Origin of the sequence: Leptospira perdikensis (assembly GCF_004769575.1) — a bacterium.
GTDB lineage: Bacteria > Spirochaetota > Leptospiria > Leptospirales > Leptospiraceae > Leptospira_A > Leptospira_A perdikensis.
The window spans coordinates 23,495-45,167 of the sequence record NZ_RQGA01000017.1 but is presented as its reverse complement, the minus strand read 5'-3'; the positions used below and the strand labels follow the sequence as shown (position 1 = coordinate 45,167).

Sequence of the window (21,673 nt, the reverse complement as noted above, 5' to 3'; positions counted from 1 at the left end):
CATGGATTTGAAAAGGAAGTTTTCGAATCAAAAAAAATAATATTTTTTAGTTTGTACGACCGCTACGATTAGCTATTATGTCTCTTAAATGAAATCTCCTTCTGGATCCAATAAAGCCGCCCTTGCCTACCAAATCTTAGGCCGCTATTTACCGGACGAGGTTTTTGCTCACTTGAGTGATTCTGAAATCGAATCCCTCCTTTTAAAGGTCGAATCGAATCCTTCGCCGACCAAAGGACAAGAAAAAGACATCCTGCTTTCTTTCACCAGATTCTTACAAAAGAAAGGGACCCAAACCAACACTTCCAATCGCCACCGTTCCATTGGTGCGAGCGGCGGAACTACGGATACCAACAAAGGATATAGCGAGTATGCGAATCACACATACCCGCCCAAAAACAGCGGAAAAACTGAGCCTACTCTCGGAAAATCATCGCTCGGGGGCAGTTATGCAAATGACATTGATCCCCACCAAACGATGCGCACAGGAAGTGGGTCAGCGTTTAACGAACATCCAGATACAAATGAACTATATTCTCTCCTCCAAGAAATCTTAAAAGAGGAAGACTCAAAGTCGGGTTCCCCTCTTTGGTCAGAACTTCCTAATTATTCCCTGGAAATGCTCCGAAATTTGACCACGGACGAATCTTCCGAAGTGGTCGCTCGAGTTCTTAGTTTTTCCGACCCGGAAACTGCCTCAGAAGTTTTAGCTGAATACCCAGAAAGTCACAGGGAAGAGATTATTTTGGCACTTTCGGAAATCGATTACCATTCGGACCAGGAAAGGGACCAATTAGAACGTTTCCTTCGCTTCAAAATGGAACTCATCCAGAAAAAAATGCCAGTTTCGAAGATTCGTAGCCGCAAAGCAAAAACTGCGGGGGAAATTCTGACTCGACTTCCTTTTTTGCCATCTCAAAATTTAATTGAACGAATTCAGAAAAAAAGCCCAGAATATGCCGAAACTATAGTAGAACACTACTTTCGTTTGGAAGACCTCCTTCATTTAGGAAGGACGAGTCTCACTCGGTTCTTTTCTGAGATCCATCCACTTGTCATTGCTTGCGCTTTGAAAGGTGTAGAGACGGATTTTCGCGACCAAGTTTATTCCAATTTGGAATCTTGGCTTGTGAAAGAAATTAAGATCGAATGGGATTCGTTAGGTCCTGTCTCTTTAGCAGAAATCGAAGAAGCCCAAAAGGGAATCTTAGATAGACTACGCGAGGCAATGAATGAAGGCAAAGTGAAACTCTGGAGATTGAAGTAAGTATATGGCAAAACTCGTCTTTAAACCCATTCAAATTGCCGACTTACAAGAAGAAGTTGAGATTCAACTTCCTGATAAGTACAAAAAGTTCCATAAAACCGACGAACAAGAAGACTTCGAGATAGACCAAGAAGGGAATATCATCGAACAATACCAAGGTCCATCGATTGAAGAGATCGAAGCGGAACTCCAAAGGTATCGCCAAGAAACAGAAGAACAAGTTCGTCAATTATTAGAAGACGCCAAAAAACAAGCAAAAGCCATTGAAGAAGAAGGTAGAACCAAAGCCTTCCAAATGGTTCAAGACTCCAAAGAAAAAATCAAACTAGAAGAAGACTCTGGCCGTGCCAAAGCGGAACAAATCTTAGATCGTGCTAAGATGGAAGTCGAACGTATGATCAAAGAAGCCGAAATGAAACAGGCTGAGATCGAACACGAGGCATATCAAAAAGGATATGATGCTGGGCGAGAAGTAGGATTTAAAAAAGGCCAAGGTGAAGTTAGGCGACTCATTGACCGATTAGGAACGATCATTGGTAAAGCAATTGATATTCGTGAAGAAATGATTGCTGCCTCAGAAAAACAAATGGTAGAGATGATCCTTGTCATTGCAAGAAAAGTAATCAAAGACGAAATCATTGAACGTAAAGAAATCGTACTTAATAACATTCGAGAAGCAATGAAACGAATCAAAGATCGTGACCGAATTGATATTCGTGTTAACTTTGCTGACTTGGAACTCACAACAGCACACAAAGACGAACTCATCAAACTTATGGAATCACTTCGCAAAGTTAATATTTACGAAGACTCTCGAGTGGATCGTGGTGGCGTTATCATCGAAACAGATGTGGGAGCTATCGACGCAAGGATTTCCACTCAGCTCAAAGAAATCGAAGAGGCCATTCGAAACGTCGAACCGATATGATTTCGAAAACCCGTATTTACCAACTCGTATTCGGGTTCGCATTCGTTTTGTCGCCAACTATTTTCAGTTTGGTGGCAGAACCTTGCGGAACCATGATCACATCTTTCGAAAACCCAGTCGTTTTAAAAACAGATTGGTTATTTCGCAAAGGTGATAACTTAGACTGGAGAGATGAAACTGTTGAAGAATCTTTCTGGGTCAAACGTTCTGTACCAGATTACGGGATTTCAAAAACAGAAAATCTAACAGGATACCATTGGTACAGATGTTCTTTCTTTTTACCTGAAAATTATACAACACCGGTAGAACCCATTGCTATCCAACTTGGCCGTATCCGCGATATTGATGAATTTTACTTAAATGGAACCCTAATCGACAAAACCGGGACTGTTCTTCCTAGAATGGAAGTGGACTTTCAAAAAATTAGAATTTATTCTCTACCGACCCACCTTCTCAAACCAGGCCTGAATGTGATGGCGATCCGTATTTATGCAGCGACAAACCTAAATGGCCTAAAAGAAGCACCAACAATTGCCAAGGAACGACTGTTACGTGAGTCTGCTTTTTCCAAAGAAGCATTTGCAATGGTCTGTGGTTATGTATTTATATTTATGGGAATTTACTTTTTAGTAGGTTCCATTGTTCGCGGACGTGCCGGGGAAAATTTTTTCTTTGCCCTATTCTCTATCTTTATGGGGATTTATGTTTTAATTCGAACTCAACACAGAGATATCTTATTTGAAAGTTTCACTTGGTCCTATGTTGCCGAACTTTTAGTATTAATCTGCTTACCGATATTTTTTATCAATTTTATGCACCAGTATTTAAAGATAAAACGTAACGTTGTTTTATTGGTGTATGAAGTATTTCTTTTTGTTTTATTTGTAATTACTCTATTTTTTAGAACTCCTAAAACTTGGATTCTAGTTATAGCCTTGTTCAATTATGTTTTACCTGTAGCTATGGGCCTTGTGATTTATTTGTTTGTAAAAAACGGAAAGCCAAACATTGCAAAAGTAAAATTCATTCTAATTGGAATTGCATCTTTATTACCTACGATTCTTATCGATAGTCTCTCTGCGTTAGAAATCATTTCTATGCCTGGAACTTTGTATTTGGGATTTTTAATTTTTCTTGTGATGATTTCTATTCAACTTTCGAACGATATTGTATTGGGTTTAGAAAACTTTATCGAACAAGAAAAAGAATTAATCCAAATGGAACGAGTCAAAACAGGATTTTTGATTAATTTATCCTCTGAGTTCAAATCAGGAATGGAAAAAATCAAAAATGCTATAGACAATATATCCGCAAATAGTGGAAAAACTACTTCCAAAGAACAAACAAAAGTTACAACAAAGTCTGCGGCCAAAAAGAAAACCAAAACCAAGGCCAACTCTAAACACGATTTAGACCCAGTTAAACAAGCTGAGGACCATATATCTTATATGAGTTATATGGTAGAAGAAGCAATGCTTCTGCGAAAGTTAGAAGACAAATCTTATATTCCTTTTTATGAATCCTTTTCTGTATCAGAACTAATCAGAAATTGTGTTTCGAGTGTGGAAAACCATTTGGAACAATATAGAAAAAATATCTCGATTGAGGTAAAACCAGGTGATTTAGAAATCTATTTCCCAAAAGAATTATTGTTTTCTATTTTAAGAAACCTTGTTGAAAATGCATACCAATACACAGATCCCAAAACAGATATTAGTATTGAATTTTTTAATCGAGATGGATTCCACCAACTCATTGTTATGGATGAAGGGATGGGTCTTAGCCAATTGGAAATGGAAACCATTTTCCAAAAGTTTGTCCGAGGTTATCGTGACAAAAAAAATGAAATTCCTGGAGCTGGAATTGGCCTTACCTTAGTGGAAGCTACTACAAAATTTTTAGGCGGAACTGTGAGTTTAAAATCAAGCGAAGGTATGGGAGCTAAATTCACAATTCGGATCCCGGAGAAACCTAAAAAATGAAACAGTTTAGCTTTTATAAAATTTTAATCCTAAGTTTCGTTTTATTGGTTACTAATTGTTCGCGTTCCACAGATGAAAATACCATTGTACTCCGTTTGGATGGAGACGACTGGGGAATTTACTTTAATGATAATGCAGATATCCTTAGTAACGAATTTAATGCCAACAACTTAGATATCACAACTGTTCCTAGTAACTTTCGTAACTTAAATCGATCTTATCGTGGTGCGATCTGGATTCGTAAAAGTTTTGAAATCACAACAGAACAACACCAAAAATCTTTAGCGTTACAACTAGGGAAAGTTTATCAATCAGACGAAGTATTTATCAACGGAGTCCTCATTGGAAAAAACAATTCTGCATTTGGAAAAGATCCTGATGAGTTTGCCTTTGGCAGACCAAGAATTTATCCCATCCCACACGATCTACTATTGGAAGGCGAAAACGTTTTAATTGTAAAAATTGAATCTTCACTTTCAACTTCGGCCGGAGTCATCACTGGACCTATTCGTATTGTCACTTATGAAGAAGCATTGAACGGAAATCTTTATGATTCGCTCGTAGAACTTATCTTTGTTGGTTTTTACCTTTTTATTGCATTATTTTTCTTTATCAATTATTTCAACTTACGAGACAAAAAAGAATATTTCAGTTTTAGTATCTTAGCTCTTATATTCTCCGCATATGAGTTATCAAAAAACGAAGTTCGATTTTTTCTAATTAATCAATTTGCAATTTTAAAATTCATCGAATATTCTTTTTTATTAATTTTGCCTTATGGTTTTATAAAGTTCATTCAAGACTTTTTTGAATTAAAACCTTTCAAATACCAAAGAATCTATCTATTCATGCAGTTCTTCTTTATCGCAGTCTTTGCGATCATCCAGAACCCTGTATTCTGGTATAACTTTATTGGATATTGGGACATCCATTTACTTGCTGTGATTGGTTATGCAATCTATGTAACTTTTAATAAGTTTCGGGACCAAACTCGCGGTTCCACAATCCATCTACTTGCACTTGTATACTTACTCTATTCAATTTTAAAAGAAATATTAATTGAAAGAGGATATCTCAACTCACCATCTTCTTTAGAAACAAGTTTCTTAGTATATTTGATTTTAATGACTCTTGCTCTACGATTTCAGTTTTTGATTATGAAAAGAAAACTTCAAAATCGCTACGAAAGATTAAAAGAAGCAGACTCTTTACGCGAAAAGATTTTTTATTATATGGATGTAATGATTTCAGGCCCTCTGAAATTAATGAAAGAAAAGTTGACCGCCTACCGTGAATCAACTCAGAAAACTAAGGACAAAAATTTAGTAAAAGATGTGATTGAAGTGCAATCATCCATTGATAATGTAATGGATGATATCATTGAACTTTCAAGACTGGAAGTTTTAAAAGAAGTACCTGTAAAAGAACAAGTTAACTTTATCTCCTTTATTAACGAAGTGATTCCGGAAGATGACATCACCTATTCTATTAAAGTAAATCCAGAGACAGAAATTCACAATAGTTTGGACTTAATTAACTCTGTTGTGGTAAGATTGGTTGATTTTCCGCCATTTAAAGAATTCAACCACAATGATTTAATCATTACGCAAGATTTGAAAGGGAATGTTCACTTTCGATTTTTATTATTTCATAGTAATCCCAAAGTATCACAAAGATTGTTCAGCGATTTAGTTGAAAACTACAACGTATTAAATCCGATAAAAGTAAAATGGGCAATTATCCTTGAAATCGTACGATTGTTAGGGGCGAAAATTGATTTCAAAATTATCAAAAAGAAATATCTTAAAATCGATTTGGGTATTGCAGCCATTGTTCCTGTTTCCGAGCTACAACCAATCAAAGAATCACAAATAAATTCAGGATCCACATCTTCCGTAACACAAAAGGAAGATTGGAAAGTCACCTTAAAACGATATTGGAAATTTTTAAAAGAAACTGAAATTAAGATCCCTAACTTCAAAAAGAAAAAATAGTACAAATTGATTCTATGATCATCAAGTATCTAACACAACCGAATCCGGAATCCTTAATGAAGGCCTTTGAAGGTTGTCAGGAACTCACCTTTTCAAAAGATGAGTTCTTATTCCATGGCGGCGATACTGTTGCTTATATGGACTTACTTGTTACAGGGGATTTACAAGTATTCAAATACGATGGCAACATGAATGAAGTTACCTTAACTTTTTTTCGTCCTGTAAGTATCGTTGCAGAATGGGCTGTCATTCAAGGCATTCCCTATCCTGCCTCTGGAAGATTTACTAAAAAAAGTACAATCTTACGAATGCCTCTCACGGAAGTACAGAGTCGAATTCATAAAAACATTGAGCTGAATCATATTCTTATGCATTCACTGATGAACAAAATCGACACTTTAAATTTGGCAATCAACCGCGGTCTTACTATGGATGCGATGCAAAGAGTAGCACATTTTTTATTTTATGGAACACCAGATTCCTTACAGCTAAAACAAACTCAAATGGCATCTCTTCTTTACTTAAGGCCGGAAACATTCTCGAGAATCCTAAAACAACTAAAAGACCAAGGCCTTGTTGATACCCAAAAAGGGGAAATCAGCATTCTAGATAAAGAAGGTTTACTTAAAATTTTAGCTTAATTCTTGATTTGCATCAATGAAATGATTCTAATTTTTATTAGAATCAGAATATGAAGATTTCATTCTTTCGTTTCAGTTTTTGGAACACCGCTTTTCGTCCCTTTTTTTGGTTCGGTTCCGTATATGGCATTTTAGTGATTGGATTTTGGTTACTCGTTCTTTCGAATGCAGTCCCTAATCCCATTCAGATCAACTCAATCCATTGGCATTCCTATGAAATGGTTTTTGGATTTTCAAAAGCGATTGTCCTCGGTTTTCTTTTTACAGCAGTCCAAAACTGGACCAACTCAAGCATCTTAAAAGGGAAAAATTTATTTTTTCTATTACTCTTTTGGACTTTGGGAAGGTTTTCAATGTATCCACTTGGATTTTTATCCTATTTATCTTTTGGTTTAGACATTAGTTCGGACCTGATGGTAATTTTCCTACTCTATCCAAAATTGATGGTTCCCACTCAAAAACACAATCAACCAATTGTTTTTCATTATGGATTATTTACCATTTTTCATTTGTTAGCTGGTTTTTCTGCACGTTCCGTTTTAGATCCGGAACAAACATTATTATTTGTCCATTTAGGTATATTTGTAATCCTCTTCCTCATTTTAATCATTGGAGGGAGAGTCGTTCCATTTTTTTCTGGAGTGGTCATTCCAGGATATTCCTTCAAACGAATGCCAAAATTAGAATCAACAATCATCTACTTACCTTTTGTTTTTTACATTTCAAAACTTGTAGAAGGATATTTTGCTTCGAATGTATCTTCTAGAAGCGATTCGCTTAGTTTAACAAATATTATAATTCTGTTTTCTTTTTTGAGTAGTTTTTCGTTGTTTGTTACGAATGTGGTACGTTATTTATCCTGGAAACCATGGAAATCATACCAAAAACCAATCTTATGGATTTTGTATACAGGATACTTTTGGGTTTGTTTAGGGTTTTTACTTTATAGTTTGGTTTCTCTCGGATACTTTCCTATATCTTCTGCGATACACAGTTTGACTGTTGGTGGCATTGGAGTTTTTATTTATGGTATGATCACTCGAGTGAGTTTGGGACATACAGGAAGAAGTATTGTAGCATCACCACTCACAGTAGGTGCTTATATCATTTTGAATTTTGCGGTAATCGCTAGAGTTTTCCTTCCTTTATTCGGAAAGTATAACTTAGCTTATCATCTCTCTGGAATCGGTTGGATCCTCGCATTTATTTTATTCATCCTCCAATACACAAAGATTTTATTCAGCCCAAGACCAGACGGGAAACCATCATAAATCTAAAGTTTAAACTCTTATGGTTCTTCGAAAAAATTCTTGGAGAGAATCGAGGAGCCTTTCGGGATGAAACAACATTTGATAACTTGCATTTCTCATCATCGATGGAATTGTTGGTTTTTCCTCAGTTCCAATTGCCAAAGTAAAAACCTGGACTCCATTTAACAAACATTCACCGACAGCTTTATTTACATCTTCAACCCCGTACTTTCCTTCGTACTTGTCATAATCATTGGGACGAGCGTCTGTAATGAGAATAATCCATTTTTGTTTATAGGACGTTTGTTTGAGTAGGGAGCTCGTATGGCGAAGGGCTGGGCCAACCCGAGTGTACCCAATTGGTGATAAAGATCCCAAACGATCACGGGCAGAACTCCAAGGTTCCGATAATTGTTTCAAATGTAGGAATTGATTAAAATTACGAGTTCTAGAATAAAAACCGGCGATTCCAAAAGGAATTTTTAACTCTTCCAAACATTCAGAGAATAGAAGTAAACTTTCCCTCTCCACATCTAAAATTCTTTTTTCTTGGATCCATGAATCTGTAGACAAACTTATATCAACAAGGAAATACAATACCATGTCCGAAACATCTCGAATGGGGTTCATATAAATTGTTTCTGATGGACTAATCTTTGCTTTGATATCGGCATAACGATCCACAAGAGCATCCAAATCAATATCAGCACCCGCCACCAATCTCTTTTTGATTCGAGTTTGGTTTAAGAGTGCCATCATCTTTTTTTTCAATAACATTAAATTGGAATGTTGTTTCTCTAATATAAGTTTTGTATAATGGCTGTCTTTCTGTTTGGGAAACTCTTCTACTACATTACAGTAGTCTGGTTTGTAGTTTTTTAACTTATAATCCCACTCTGGATAAGAAAAATGATTTCCAATATCCATTTCATCTAAAATTTCCAGAGTGGTTCCAGATCCCGACTCACTGGTTCGAGTGGTATGAACGGGATCTTCCGTTCGAATGATATGTTTTAAGTTTAGCTCTTGTAAAGCATCCTCTTCTTCCATATCCTCTTCACCATCAATGTCACGCCATTGTCCATCAAACTCTTCTACAGTTTCAATTTTTTCGAAATTATGACCTAATGTATATTCCTCGATTTTTTTCTCATCCACTTCCAAAACTTCGGCATCACTTGGGTCCAATTTTTGTTTTGATTCTTTGGATTTTACTTTTTCTTTCTCAGACTTTGATATAAAATCTTTTCCTGTGGGGAACTCATGTTTTAAATCAGAGATAGATGAAGTTGCATGAGTGAATATAGAAGTGATTTTCTGGTATTGAATTAAATCTCTTTTCCGAATTTTTAACTTTTCCATTCGGATTTCTTTCCAATCAGTACGAATGCCAGGAAATACATTTAGAAAATTTCGAAACAAATAAAAAAAATGATCTTTTGTAAAGGACGTTTCTCCATTTATCTTTTTTGTATCCTCTTTCTTCGTTTTTTTAGCTACTTCGAGATAAGAAAGATAGGCAAGTAAGATCCTAACATATTTTTTAGAACTCGATTCTGAAAAAAATAAATGAACCACTTCCGGGAATTTCAAATAGTTTTGTCCAAAACTTATGGTTTCTCCGCTGAAGATCAAAGTGGTTGGTTCATTTTTTAAAGTCTGCAAATATCTTAGGATTCGACCTTCTTCTAACTCCATTCGATATTTATAATATGGATTAGGTGGTGTGAGTTTTTTTCGAATTTTTTTCCAAAGTTTATGACCCTGGTAAAATACAAACTGATCCCATTCCAATGTTGTGACCTAAAAAATCAAATCGAAGCTGTCTTGTAAAGCCGCGACTGTATCATTGTCGTCTGATAGAGGTAAAATGATCGCTGTCCTGCCTGCAAGCCGAGAAGGAAGACCTTTCGCAATTAATTTTGCACAAGAAACAAGAAGTCTTGTCGAAACTGTTTCCGCTAATCCTAACTCTGGTTTGTTCCTCACAAGGTTAGCAAATTGAACTAACTTTTTGGCTAGTGATTCGCTGATACCCGTTTCCCCAACTATGATTTTTTCTTCTACAGCAGTTTTCGGGTAAGGGAAATCCATTCCAAGAAATCGTTGTTTGGTGGAAGGTTTTAGTTCCTTAAATCCTCTCTGGTATCCAGGATTGTAAGATGCTACGAGTAAAAAATCTGGATGGGCACTCACCTCTTCATTTTTTCTTTCTAAAAATAAGGTGCGACGATGGTCGGTTAAAGAGTGAATGGTTACCAGTGTATCAGGCCTTGCTTCTGCAATTTCATCCAAATAAACAATAGCTCCTTCTTTGACTCCTGTAGTTAAGGGACCATCCATCCAAATGGTATCGGCTCCTTTTACTAAAAATCTTCCAACGAGATCTACAGACGATGTTTCATCGTTACACAATATAGTAATAAGTCTACGACCCATTAGGTGAGCCATATATTCTAAAAATCGGGACTTACCGGATCCAGTGGGGCCTTTCAACAAAAGCGGCAGAGAATTCTCTGCCGCCATTTGAAAGATTTCTAGTTCCTTACCGATTGGTTCGTAATAGGGTGCTTTCTTCGTTAACATAAATTAATCGAGATCACCAAGATTTTTTCCAACAGCTTCATTGGAAGGAAGACCATGTCGAATGAAATCCACAATGAAATAAGCGATACCAACAGTAAAGAGGGTAGCCGCAAGTAACATTCCAATAAAATGGAATATGATTTCTTTCTGAACCACAAGGAAGTCCATACCTAACTTACGTTCTAAATACACTTGAGTGATTCCGGCAACAGCGAGCGCCCCCGTCATTCCTAACATTCCGATATTAGAAGCCCAAAATGCCAAATAACCAGACATTCCAGTAAATAGTTTTCTTCCTGTTAGATTTGGCATCGCATAGGAAATGACAGCTAACACTAACATAGCGTAGGCTCCCCAGAATGCAAGGTGCCCGTGCATCGCAGTAATGAGGGTTCCATGAGTCCATTGATTGACAGCCGGCCAAGTATGTGCAAAACCTAAAAATCCGGCACCAATGAAAGACATCATAGCACTTCCTAGAGTCCAATAAAGTGCAATTTTGTTAGGATGGTTTTTTCCTTTTTTGCGATACATATTGAGTGCCCAGATGGCCATCCCGAGAAAAGCTAATGGTTCTAAAGCAGAAAAAATTCCACCGACCATAAGCCAATACTTAGGAGTTCCAATCCAATAGTAGTGGTGACCTGTTCCCAAAATTCCAGAAAGGAAGGTTAAACCTACAACTACATATAACCATTTTTCAATGACCTCTCTATCCACTCCCGTAAGTTTGATGAGTAAAAAAGCAAGGATACCACCCATAATGAGTTCCCATACCCCCTCAACCCAAAGATGAACCACCCACCATCGAAAGTAAGAGTCCAGTGTTTGGTTGTCGAAGTAGATCATACCTGGTAGATAAAGTAAAGCTGCACATAACAAACCAAAGAATAACACAAGTTGTGTTGTACTCCTTTTTTTGGCCTGCCATATAGTCATAGCGATGTTAAACAAAAATGTTAATACATTCACAACAACCAAATAGTCGAGTGGCCTTGGGATTTCTAAGAACTTACGACCTTCCCACCAATTAAAATGAAAACCAATAATGGCAATCACCCCAACAACAACCCAAGATAGTAGTTGAATGTATGCTAGTTTGACACTATACAACTCTCTGTCTGATTCTTCGGGTATGATGTAATAAGCAGCTCCCATAAAACCAGTTAATAACCATACTACGAGTAGATTTGTATGTGTGGCACGAGCGGTATTAAATGGAATAAAATCATGTAGTCCATCTAATCCAATACGAGCAAATCCCATTATGAAACCATATACGATTTGTAAAGATAAGAGTAACATACAAGTTGCAAAGAACCAATATGCGACCTTTTGTGATTGGAATCTCATTGTTTCTCCTTATTTCAATGCAGAAAGGTAAGTTACGATTTCTTTTCTTTCTGGATCAGTTAACGGCAACTTTGGCATATTTGTTCCCGGTTTGATGGCTTGCGGATCTGATAACCAACGATTGAGATAATCAGAATCGAACTTAGACCCGACATGGTCAAGGGCAGGCCCAACATTTCCACCCTTACCACCTACTGCATGACAGGCGATACAAATCTGAGAAAACTTTTCCGGTTGAGACAAAACAACCGCATTTGATTTAACCTGTGGAACTTGCGGAGTGGCAATGGAATCGATCGGAATATTTGGTTTAGGAGGCCATCCGTTGGCATTAATTTTACCAACCCAATCAAGAAACGCAATGACTTGTCCCTTCTCTTCCTTTGTGAAGTTATACTTCACCATTTTCCGTTCTCCAGGAAACATTGCCTGTGGATCATCTAAAAACACATCGATCCATGTGGCCCCACGTCTTTCGACAACCTTTGTAAGATCCGGGGCATAATAAGCTCCTTCACCTAACAATGTATGACATCCCATACAATTATTTTTTTCCCAAATTTCTTTTCCTTTCAGAACATCTTCTGTCAGATTCTGCGCATTGGTTCGGGTATCATTTTGTCGCACGGTATCCACTGTGAGAAACACAAAGATTGCACTGAACAAAAAGGTGCCCCCCAAAAAGAACGCCCTTGCTTGCGATTTAGATAGCATCCTTACCTCCTAATTTTCATAGTATGAATTATAGGTGCAGATTTTAATCCTTGCATTGATTTATATCAAGTACGAATTTGATTTTTTCTATTACCATTTCAAAATAAGATACGAACAGGTGTTAATTGCTTTTTAGAATCAATCAAATATAACACAAACACTGTTCATTCAAAGAACAAAGATACAGAATGTTCGATAGTTTAGGGAATTGGCAAATGGAAAGTCAATAAACTCATTACAAACAAACATTCATTTATTCTGCTATATGAATTGATTTTTAGATTCATTAAAATTTACTTATGCTTTTGGAGGAGTCTATGCAACAAAACAATCAAGATCAAGAAACCTCTCTCTGGTATCCGCCGGGAGGAATCCTCATTTGGATGATTGTAATTGTCGAAGTTCTGACTTTCTGTTTGGGAATCGGTTCCCTTTTGTATGATAAATCAAAGGATCCAAGCGGGTTTTTAATGATGCAATCGCAACTAACAAAAACTTTTGCTTTTTGGAATACGATTTTTCTACTCAGTAGTGGATTTTGTATTGCTCTTGCAGTGTTTTATAAAACCAAACAGAAATTAAACTATTTTACTATTCTTTTATCTACTTCTATTGTATTTGGATTTGCTTTTCTTTTTCTTAAATTTTATGAGTTTAGAGAAAAATGGAACTTAGGTTTCGATTTGGATGGGAACGTATTTTTTAGTTATTATTGGTTACTTACTGGGTTTCATTACTTACATGTAGTTGTAGGGGTGATTATTCTTTTTATAGTATACAGGAGTCGTAAGACCTTATCGTTCGAAAACTTAGAGGCCGGAGCCGTATTTTGGCATATGTGTGATTTGATTTGGCTTTTACTCTATCCAGCACTGTATTTAATTCAATAGGAGAAAATAATGAAAAGTATCTTACTCACATATATCATTTTATTATTCATAGTATATTTTTCTTTTTTTGGAATAGGTTCAACACTTCCTGGAAATTGGAATTTGATTCTAATGAGCGCGGCCAAGTTTCTATTCATTTGTTTTGTATTTATGAATCTAAAAGAGGCTCATCCATTTTGGAAGATTACCTTTCCGATACTCATTGGAATCTATTCTTTTAGTATTTGGATTTTAACTTAAAAATGATCCCAAACGGGAAAGGAATGTGGTTTTTGCGGGATATTGCCTGGTCGGTTTAAAATCACTACATCCATTCCCGCAGAACTTGCGGCCTCAGCTTCCTCTACAATATCAGTAAAAAAACGAATTTGATTCGAGGGAGATTTTAATTCTATAGCGATGTTCTCATAACTTTGTTTATCTCTTTTCCCACCAACGGCAGTATCATAATAAGAAACAAAATAATTTCTCAAATCACCTAACTCTGAATATTGATAAATCAAAATTTGAGCTTCTACTGAACCAGATGAATACACATGATTTTGAATTCCTTCTGCTTGCATTTTTTTTAAGAATTCTAAAACATCTGGATAAACTGTACTTTTGATTTCTCCTGATTCATAACCTTGTTTCCAAATTTTTCCTTGAACTTCTTTTAAAGGGCCAAATTTACGATCCTTCTCAATTAAATACTCAAAATAAGATGGAACAACTTCAGGAGAAAAAGACAAAAGTTCGGATTTCAAATTAGATCCATTCGCTGAGAATCGAGACACAAACTTCTCTTCTCTTAAAACTATATCCTTTTCAAACTCCAATCGAATTTCTTCCCATTTAACTTCTGTAAACTGATAGTTTTTCAGGAAACCAACAATATGTTTTTTGGCATACGGAAATAAGATCTGATGGACAAAGGCAATCGGTGCCGTTGTCCCTTCAATGTCTAGTAAATTATGTTTAATATTCATTTAAACCCAAATCAAATAGAAATTAAACTTTCGAAGCACTTTGTTTCATCAAAACATGCATTCTATTTTCATCTTTTTCATAATTGAACAAAATCAGTAACCATGATAAAGCACACGGAATCCAAAATAAAATGGAAATAGACAATGCAAGGCCACGATCAGGTGTTAATCCTAAAATTACGGCAGACATCACAGGCCCAAGGCCTTTTCCCAAATCATCAGTTAAATTATAGATAGAAAAAATTGCACTTCTCGATTTTGGTTCGTTAACATTGAGTAATACAGCACGGACGTTAGGTCCTGTGACTGAAATCATAATTCCTGTAAAAATATTCAGAGCAATGAATAAACCCATATATGGAACAATATCAAAGGCATATAACAACATCAAAGCAGGGAATACACCAAAAAATGTGGTCCCAATACACAACAGAGGTTGGTACGTTTTTTTAATGTTATAAAGAATTTGGCCAAGCACCCCACCGAAAAAAGTTCCAATAAAAATCCCAACAGCAGCAAAGGTAATCATACCTGCCGAAACTTCTTTTGAAAGATTATAGGTGTGTTCGTAGTAATCAGCCAAGTAAACAAAAAACACTCCCCAAGGAATACAGCCCGGAAGGCCTTGCAAAAAAGCACCTAAGTTGGTTTTACTTTCAAAAAGTAATTTAAAATCTTTTAAACTGATTTTATGTGATAACTCGTCACTAGAAACACCTTCAGCACCACCACGTTTAGGTTCTTTACAAAAAAATAAATAAATGGCTGCAAATAGAAAAGAAGGTGCGGACATATAAATAAAGGAAGCACGCCATCCATTGATTGGATCAGCACCACCTAAAATTCCACCAAGAAGTTGTCCCACACCCACACCAAGCCCCATGGCCAAGGACACATATCCAGTGGCAATGGCTCGCGATTGGCTAGAAAAATAATCACCAATCAAACTAAAGAGTAAGGGAAATATTCCACCAAGTCCAAACCCACAAAGTGTTCGCAAAATCAAAAACTGATCATATGTTTCTACATAAGCAGTTAAAAAACAAGGAATTTCACCTAGTAAGACTGTTGCGAGAAGTAAGTTCTTTCGCGAAAATTTTTGCGAAAGATAACCCATAGACAAAGAAACAATTCCACCCAAAATAAAAAACAAAACAGGAATAATCCCACCTAACTTCCAATCCACTTCATTTGGATCTGTAATTCCAAGGGAGGCACCTATGTTTTTCATATTCGGTGCAATTAAGTTTTGATCGCCAAACAAAAAGAAGGCCATTCCTAAAATGACCCAAAAGGCTAAAATTCCCCTGGCACCATGATCTGCGAGTTCGGCAAGACCGAAAAATCGTAAATAGGTTGTATCTCGTTTTGTTTGTTTTTGGTTCATGGATTGTTTTTCCTTTCTATTTGTTTTCGATAGACAAAAATAAATGAGAGCGTAAATAAAAATCCAAGAAACCCAACTACAGCAAAAAGGGAAAGATCCCAACTGGTAAGAATCGAACCGTTCCAAATTTCTGGATTTGTATTATTGGAAATGGTTGGGAGAGGTTTACCACCGGAAAATGTAAACTCCACATTTGTGCCAAAATCTAAGGAATTAAGTACATAAGCACTAAGACCCGGAGGTACATCTTTGTCTAGTTTGATAACAGGTGTACCTTCTCCGGTTTTAATTTCCATATCTTGAGGTTTAACAAAGATAGGAAATTTTCCGTTTTCCGATTCAACTAACATTCGTTCCGTGAATTTATCATGCTGATTGGGAATGAAGTAAGAAATTTGCACCTCCGATACACCAGGAAGAATGGCTCGGTCAAGTAACCTTCCTCCATTTTTACCTTCAGGTATTCCCAAAGGGATGGCCATTTTACTTCCCGGCTGTTGGATCTGTGCTAAAATCTCGGTCGCTTCTTTTGCAACAGAATATTCTAACGGTGAAAGTTTGGAATCATAAGATTTAGGAGGTTTACTTGAGTTATCAATCAAAAACAGTTTAAAAACACGAAGACCTTTTTTTTCTCGCATAACTTGCATTAAGCTTTTAACTGCAATCTGTTTACGATCCGCACCAGTATCAAACACCGTCACCTCTTGCGGAGATGTACGAAATTTGGTGGTTGGTGGAATCATTTTATTATAATTTACACCTTGGTATTGGATTTGTAAGAGGATGGGTGCTCCTTCTGGCAAATCCGTTTCTGGAAAACGAAATTTACCGGATTGCGGACCAATGTCTGCTAACGGAACCATCGCTCCTTGCAGAGCCAACATTCGAATGGAATCTGCCTTACCAAAACCACCCGTTGTACCATTTTGAATCGTTCCATAAATGGAAAGTTTTTCCGCATAACTTGCGCTTGAGAGAAGAATGAGAGTCAATATTGAAAAAAGATGGCTTCGAAACATTTTGATACTTTTTCTCGTTCTTTCGATTCCAATCCAAGTGAAAAAACGGCAGTTTTTAAAAATTTAGAGGCGACAATAGAGCGAACTGGACATAATGTTTTAGATAGGAAAGGAAAGCCCGGCTACATGAAGCAACTGAGCGAAATCGTTCACAATTCCTCAAAAGATGAGAGGGATATACTACTAGAATACCAAAATATCGATGTTTCCAAGCTGGAAACTTTGAAAGTACTGGGAATTCCCATCGACAACGTCACGACTGACGAAGCCATTGCTAAACTCTTCCGCGTGCTTGAAAAAAAAGAAGGCATGCACCATGTTTTATTTTTAGATCCGATCAAACTTATGAGGATGCGTCCCAAAAAATCACTCCATCGGATCGCTGAAAAAGCGGGAACTATTTTGGTGGAAGGAGCCGGTATTGGTTGGATGACCTCTGGTAGACTCAAAGAGCGAGTTACCCCTATTGCAGTGATGATGGATCTCATTCGCCTTGCAGAACTCAAAGAATTTACAGCATTTATCTTTGGCGCCAAAGACGAAATTGTAGAACGAATTTATTTCAACCTAACAAGACACTTCCCCAAAGTCCGAATTGTTGGAAGGCATGCAGGACATCTCGATAGACAAAGAGAAATGCGAGTCAAAGAAGCCATTCGGAAAACTGGACCCGATATCATTTTCCTTGCAATGGACTTTCCAAACCAAGAAATTTGGATCGAAAATAATACCGGATATTTTGGTAAAGCAGTTGTGATCGGTGTAGGTGGCGCCTTAGATATGTTATCTGGTGCTGACAAAAAAGCCCCCGAATGGTTCAAAGAAAGGGGACTGATTTGGTTTTGGAGGATTATCGCAAGACCTTACCGAATCCAAAGAATGTGGGAAACTTTCTATTTTTTTCTTTTGGGAATTCGCGAACGATTTCGCAAACATTAATCCAAAACACTAACCAAGTATAAACGAATCACGGAGGAAAAAGTCAATTTATCCTCCGTTCTTTTGGCCTTTTCCAATTAGTTACAATTTACTTTTTAATCTCAGTCAGCCGGTCTAGTGTCGGTGCCAACCAGTCTTCTAATAATGGTTCGCGGTCAAGTTTTGCACGAGCAAAAACCAAATCCTTATTTGAGTTTGCAATTTCACTCACAGAACCAATCTTTCTTGCCGTTTCCATTGCTTTCCAATAGTATTTGAGAGCATTAATGGTATCTTGTTTTTTCTCATACACAGCTCCAATATTATTATAAAGGGCCGTTAGTGTTTCATACACTTCTCTATGATCAGAGTTTTCTGTGTCAATTCGACCCAAACTTTGTTCTTTGAGTTCAAAATCGTCCTTTAACTTCAAATAGTTGCCAAGAGCTGCATTGTATTGTCTTGTATAATAGAATGCGTTTCCTTTTCCAAAAAGTAAGGTGGCATTATTATAAATATCTTCTTCTGGAAGTTCCGCCCAAAAATCCAAACTTTGTGCAAAGTCTCCATGGTTATAATCAATCCAACCTAAATAATAATAACATTCTCTTACTATCTTTGGATCTTTAGAAATATCTCGATCGAGGGCCGCAAGAAACGATTCACGAGCCATAAAGAGTCCGTTTCTTCTTTCTTTTTCTTCATAAGAAAGAGTACCAATACTACGTTCTGGATAGATTTTTTTGCCTGGAAACTCTCGTATATTGTCTGTTACATTAATTCCGGCAGCTTCCAGAAACTGAATTTTACCTAAGTTAAACGAAATCCTTCCTGGACTTCCTTCGAGTAAGGTTTCATCCTCATCTCGTTCTCCAAGTCGGTCTCGATAATTTTGGTACCGATCATCCGCTTCTCGCAGTAACTTCACTGCTTCGTCATAATTTTCCGTTTGGATATAATATTCTGCCATTAAAAGAACTGCTAAATAATGACGGATATCATAGGTGGAAGCCAATTCCAACTGTTTGAGGGCGCGGGCTGCTTCCTCTTTTTTGAAATAAAAGCGAGCTCTTTGGTAATATCCTTCAGCAAATTTAGAACCACCCTCTTTTCCATAGGCAATGTTTAAGAGGTATTCCACATTATCATCAATTTCCATCCCAGTGACTTGGTCCTCTGGGTTGATATTGTATTTGATTCTGACTTCTTCGGAATCCAAATCAATATAAAAGGATGCAAGTTTTGCTAATACAAATAGAGACAATTCATCTTCTATATTAAGAGCATTCCGAACTTGTCTGTGGTGGTTGAGAACATACTGAGGATTTTTATCCCGTTTCCACATCTCTATATAAGTTGATAGAATTCCACCATGCCCAATTGCATTTTTGGGATATTTTTCAATGATGTCGTTATAGTATTTAACAGCCGTTCCAAACTCTTGTTTGTTATAAAAAATCTTCGCAATTCCTGCGATAGCATCTACATTATCTGGATCACCGCCATCAGTAAACACTCGTTTGAAATATTCAATGGCAAGATGATCATTTTTATATTTTTTACGATTACTACCAGGTGGAACTTCGATAAAATCCTTTCTATGGAAAGAATGAAAGGTTCCAAGTGCAATGTAAGTATCAATATCGTGGACATTGTATTTGAGGCGAGATGCAATGTATGCGCCCGCTTTTAAAACCTTTCTTGGAACTTTATCTTGAGAAGTAAGATAAAAAGTAAGTTCCGGTAATGGTCTTCTTCCGGCAGTTTCTACACCGGCATCATTCCATTCTGTTTTCTTCGCAAAACCAATATTTGGTACTTCTTTTCTATTTTCCCAAGCACGTTTGTGTTCCTTGTCTTCTGGTTCATAACCAAAATCAGGTTCTACTTTTCCAAAACATTTTTCAAAAGCTCTTTCATAAAGCCCTGCTTTGGTATAAGCAATACAATATTTATTCAAAAACTCTAAGTTATGCGGGAAAATCTCTTCCCCTTTGATAAAATAATTTTCTGCATCAGCTAGAAGTTTTTTCTTCTCTAAAGCATCTGTTTCATAACTAAATTCTTCAATTTTTTCAAGACCGAGTGCATACTGTGCTTTGGCACGATACGGAACAATAACATACTTCCAAAGAGTCACAATTCCAAATACTAGGAATACAGCAGCAGCAGAAGATAATATGGTCCGGCGAACTAACTCTCGTTTGCGGGCAGCACCTTCTTTCGTGTATGCATCGCGACTCGCAATGATGGGAACACCATCCGCAGCAAACTTCCCAGTGGAATCATTAAGTTCGACTCTTTCCCCAAGAAGACCACTTAAGTAACTGGCAATGTCTTCTGGTTTTTGTTGGGCCTTAATGAGTTCAATGATTTCTTTTTGATTACGAACTGGAATCCTTTGGTTCACAATCGTATCAATGATGGTTCGTCTTAGTTTTGGTGGATAACGGAGTAATTCGGACTGAATGACCGCTAACTCTTCATCTGTTAGATTGGCCTCAAGTGATTCTTCTGGTTCATCTTCTTTACCAAGAGACATGAGGTCTTCCTCAAATCCCCCCGGCCCATCAGAACCAAAGTCATCCATTGTGGATACAGGCATATCATCAATCGACGGTGCTAAATCATCAAAAGAAGGAGCTCCTAAGTCATCGTCGAGACTCGGAGGTTCCATTCCCACACCCAAGTCTCCAAATGGATCATCAAACCCACCACCTACATCGGCCGGCTCGTTGTCACGGGATGTAGCGGACGGACTGTCCATATTTCCAAAAGGATCATCCCCAAAACTTTCTGTAGCAGAAGGAGTGGAACCCATATCAGCAAATGGGTCATCACCAAAAGAAGTATCTCCACCAGATGATGGAGTGGACATGTCACCAAACGGATCATCGGCGGAACCGGTATCGGAAGAAGGAGTGTCATCCCCACCTAAATTAGCAAAAGGATCATCGCCAAAACTTTCTGTCGCAGCGGGTGAGGAACCCATATCGGCAAATGGATCGTCACCACCGGAAGAAGGGGCATCATCTCCTGCTCCAAAATCAAAATCATCACCAGGAGGAGTTGGTGTTTCAGCTCCCGTATCAAAACCAGCAAACAGATCTTCGTCGGTCGTTGGAGGAGTATCATCATCTCCACCTAAATTAGCAAAAGGATCGTCACCGATCACAGGTGCCGGTCTGTCCTCTAAGGGAGCTTCATCAATAGCATCTAGATTGGCAAAAGGATCATCGCCAGCAGTTTCTGTAGGAGAACCCATATTCGCAAATGGGTCTGCTTCTTCGGAACTACCTGCATCGGAAGCAAAAGGATCCGCATCATCAGTAGTCGCCGATGGGGCATCGAAATCAAAATCGTCTGTGGCTGCTGGTGTTTGGCTAGGTTTTGGTGAATCTTCACCAAGGAGTTCGTCTAAATCAATTCCATCGTCTTCTTCCGCTTCCCGGTTAGGAAGTTTGGGAGGACCAAAATCGTCGTCCTCATCAGCTAGAGGAGCAAATGGATCTCCTACTTCCGAATCTTCTGCCCCTTCGTTTTCAAAATCATCAAAAGCTGATCCGGAATTTTCGTCCGTATCCGCTTCTGGATCGGACGGAGCCATAGGACTGGTATATCCCAGTTTCTCACGTAAAACCTTCGCCATCGGATTCAGTTCTTCCGATGAAAGCGGATTTTTATTGAGAGCCGAAAACATCGTCTCGATTTGTGTGATTTCTTCCGGACTCAATTTGTCTATCGGCTCAGCCATTTAAGGGTCTATTCCTAAT

17 protein-coding genes are annotated in these 21,673 nt (G+C 37.5%); 9 read left to right on the top strand and 8 right to left on the bottom strand.

Features of this window, described 5'->3' with window-relative positions; translation table 11 throughout:
- Positions 1-88 precede the first annotated feature (88 nt).
- From EHQ49_RS16970 to EHQ49_RS16945, 6 genes are read left to right on the top strand one after another with little or no spacing between them, the layout of a single operon-like run.
- Positions 89-1,267 (top strand): FliG C-terminal domain-containing protein, encoded by a 1,179-nt coding sequence (locus EHQ49_RS16970; RefSeq protein ID WP_135580897.1) that lies wholly within the window; start codon positions 89-91, stop codon positions 1,265-1,267.
- A gap of 4 nt (positions 1,268-1,271) precedes the next feature.
- A complete protein-coding gene (gene fliH / locus EHQ49_RS16965; protein ID WP_002973208.1) occupies positions 1,272-2,195 on the top strand; it encodes a flagellar assembly protein FliH in 924 nt (307 codons plus the stop codon).
- Positions 2,192-4,177 carry a sensor histidine kinase gene (locus EHQ49_RS16960; RefSeq protein WP_135580895.1) on the top strand — a complete coding sequence of 662 codons (1,986 nt, stop codon included), beginning with the start codon at positions 2,192-2,194 and terminating at the stop codon, positions 4,175-4,177. The genes fliH and EHQ49_RS16960 overlap by 4 nt, the downstream gene beginning before the upstream one ends.
- Entirely contained in the window at positions 4,174-6,171 is a 1,998-nt protein-coding gene (locus EHQ49_RS16955; protein WP_135580893.1) for a 7TM-DISM domain-containing protein, read from the top strand. The genes EHQ49_RS16960 and EHQ49_RS16955 overlap by 4 nt, the downstream gene beginning before the upstream one ends.
- Positions 6,172-6,185: 14 nt before the next feature.
- Entirely contained in the window at positions 6,186-6,812 is a 627-nt protein-coding gene (locus EHQ49_RS16950) for a Crp/Fnr family transcriptional regulator (RefSeq protein WP_135580891.1), read from the top strand.
- Between the two features lie 50 nt (positions 6,813-6,862).
- The gene (locus tag EHQ49_RS16945) at positions 6,863-8,083 is read left to right on the top strand and encodes an NnrS family protein (protein ID WP_135580889.1); all 1,221 of its coding nucleotides are present in this window, start codon (positions 6,863-6,865) and stop codon (positions 8,081-8,083) included.
- 9 nt (positions 8,084-8,092) lie between these two features.
- On the opposite strand, the gene EHQ49_RS16940 is transcribed toward EHQ49_RS16945, so the two are convergent.
- Genes EHQ49_RS16940 through EHQ49_RS16925 form a run of 4 tightly spaced genes read right to left on the bottom strand, consistent with a single transcriptional unit; the run spans position 8,093 to position 12,715 of the window.
- Positions 8,093-9,856, bottom strand: coding sequence for a nitric oxide reductase activation protein NorD (locus tag EHQ49_RS16940; protein WP_135580887.1), 1,764 nt, complete (start codon positions 9,854-9,856; stop codon positions 8,093-8,095).
- A gap of 9 nt (positions 9,857-9,865) precedes the next feature.
- On the bottom strand, positions 9,866-10,648 hold the full coding sequence (locus EHQ49_RS16935) for a CbbQ/NirQ/NorQ/GpvN family protein (RefSeq protein ID WP_135580885.1): 783 nt from the start codon (positions 10,646-10,648) through the stop codon (positions 9,866-9,868).
- Between the two features lie 3 nt (positions 10,649-10,651).
- Positions 10,652-12,001 carry a cbb3-type cytochrome c oxidase subunit I gene (locus EHQ49_RS16930; protein ID WP_135580883.1) on the bottom strand — a complete coding sequence of 450 codons (1,350 nt, stop codon included), beginning with the start codon at positions 11,999-12,001 and terminating at the stop codon, positions 10,652-10,654.
- Positions 12,002-12,010: 9 nt separating this feature from the next.
- On the bottom strand, positions 12,011-12,715 hold the full coding sequence (locus EHQ49_RS16925; protein ID WP_135580881.1) for a c-type cytochrome: 705 nt from the start codon (positions 12,713-12,715) through the stop codon (positions 12,011-12,013).
- Between the two features lie 317 nt (positions 12,716-13,032).
- On the opposite strand from EHQ49_RS16925, the gene EHQ49_RS16920 reads away from it, so the two are divergent.
- The gene (locus EHQ49_RS16920) at positions 13,033-13,605 is read left to right on the top strand and encodes a cytochrome c oxidase subunit 3 (protein WP_135580879.1); all 573 of its coding nucleotides are present in this window, start codon (positions 13,033-13,035) and stop codon (positions 13,603-13,605) included.
- Positions 13,606-13,614: 9 nt separating this feature from the next.
- Positions 13,615-13,845, top strand: a complete 231-nt coding sequence (locus EHQ49_RS16915) for a prokaryotic cytochrome C oxidase subunit IV (protein WP_135580877.1) — start codon at positions 13,615-13,617, stop codon at positions 13,843-13,845.
- On the opposite strand, the gene mtnC is transcribed toward EHQ49_RS16915, so the two are convergent.
- From mtnC to EHQ49_RS16900, 3 genes are read right to left on the bottom strand one after another with little or no spacing between them, the layout of a single operon-like run.
- A complete protein-coding gene (gene mtnC / locus EHQ49_RS16910; protein ID WP_135580875.1) occupies positions 13,842-14,573 on the bottom strand; it encodes an acireductone synthase in 732 nt (243 codons plus the stop codon). The genes EHQ49_RS16915 and mtnC overlap by 4 nt on opposite strands.
- A 22-nt stretch (positions 14,574-14,595) precedes the next feature.
- On the bottom strand, positions 14,596-15,960 hold the full coding sequence (locus EHQ49_RS16905; RefSeq protein ID WP_135580873.1) for an MFS transporter: 1,365 nt from the start codon (positions 15,958-15,960) through the stop codon (positions 14,596-14,598).
- On the bottom strand, positions 15,957-16,982 hold the full coding sequence (locus EHQ49_RS16900) for a hypothetical protein (protein WP_135580871.1): 1,026 nt from the start codon (positions 16,980-16,982) through the stop codon (positions 15,957-15,959). The genes EHQ49_RS16905 and EHQ49_RS16900 overlap by 4 nt, the downstream gene beginning before the upstream one ends.
- Before the next feature lie 126 nt (positions 16,983-17,108).
- Here EHQ49_RS16900 and EHQ49_RS16895 point away from each other — a divergent pair, with 126 nt between their 5' ends.
- Complete coding sequence (locus tag EHQ49_RS16895) at positions 17,109-17,921, top strand: WecB/TagA/CpsF family glycosyltransferase (protein WP_135580869.1); 813 nt, start codon at positions 17,109-17,111, stop codon at positions 17,919-17,921.
- 88 nt (positions 17,922-18,009) lie between these two features.
- Here the strand turns inward: EHQ49_RS16895 and EHQ49_RS16890 are convergent, their stop codons facing one another.
- Complete coding sequence (locus EHQ49_RS16890; protein ID WP_135580867.1) at positions 18,010-21,654, bottom strand: hypothetical protein; 3,645 nt, start codon at positions 21,652-21,654, stop codon at positions 18,010-18,012.
- Positions 21,655-21,673: the final 19 nt, after the last annotated feature.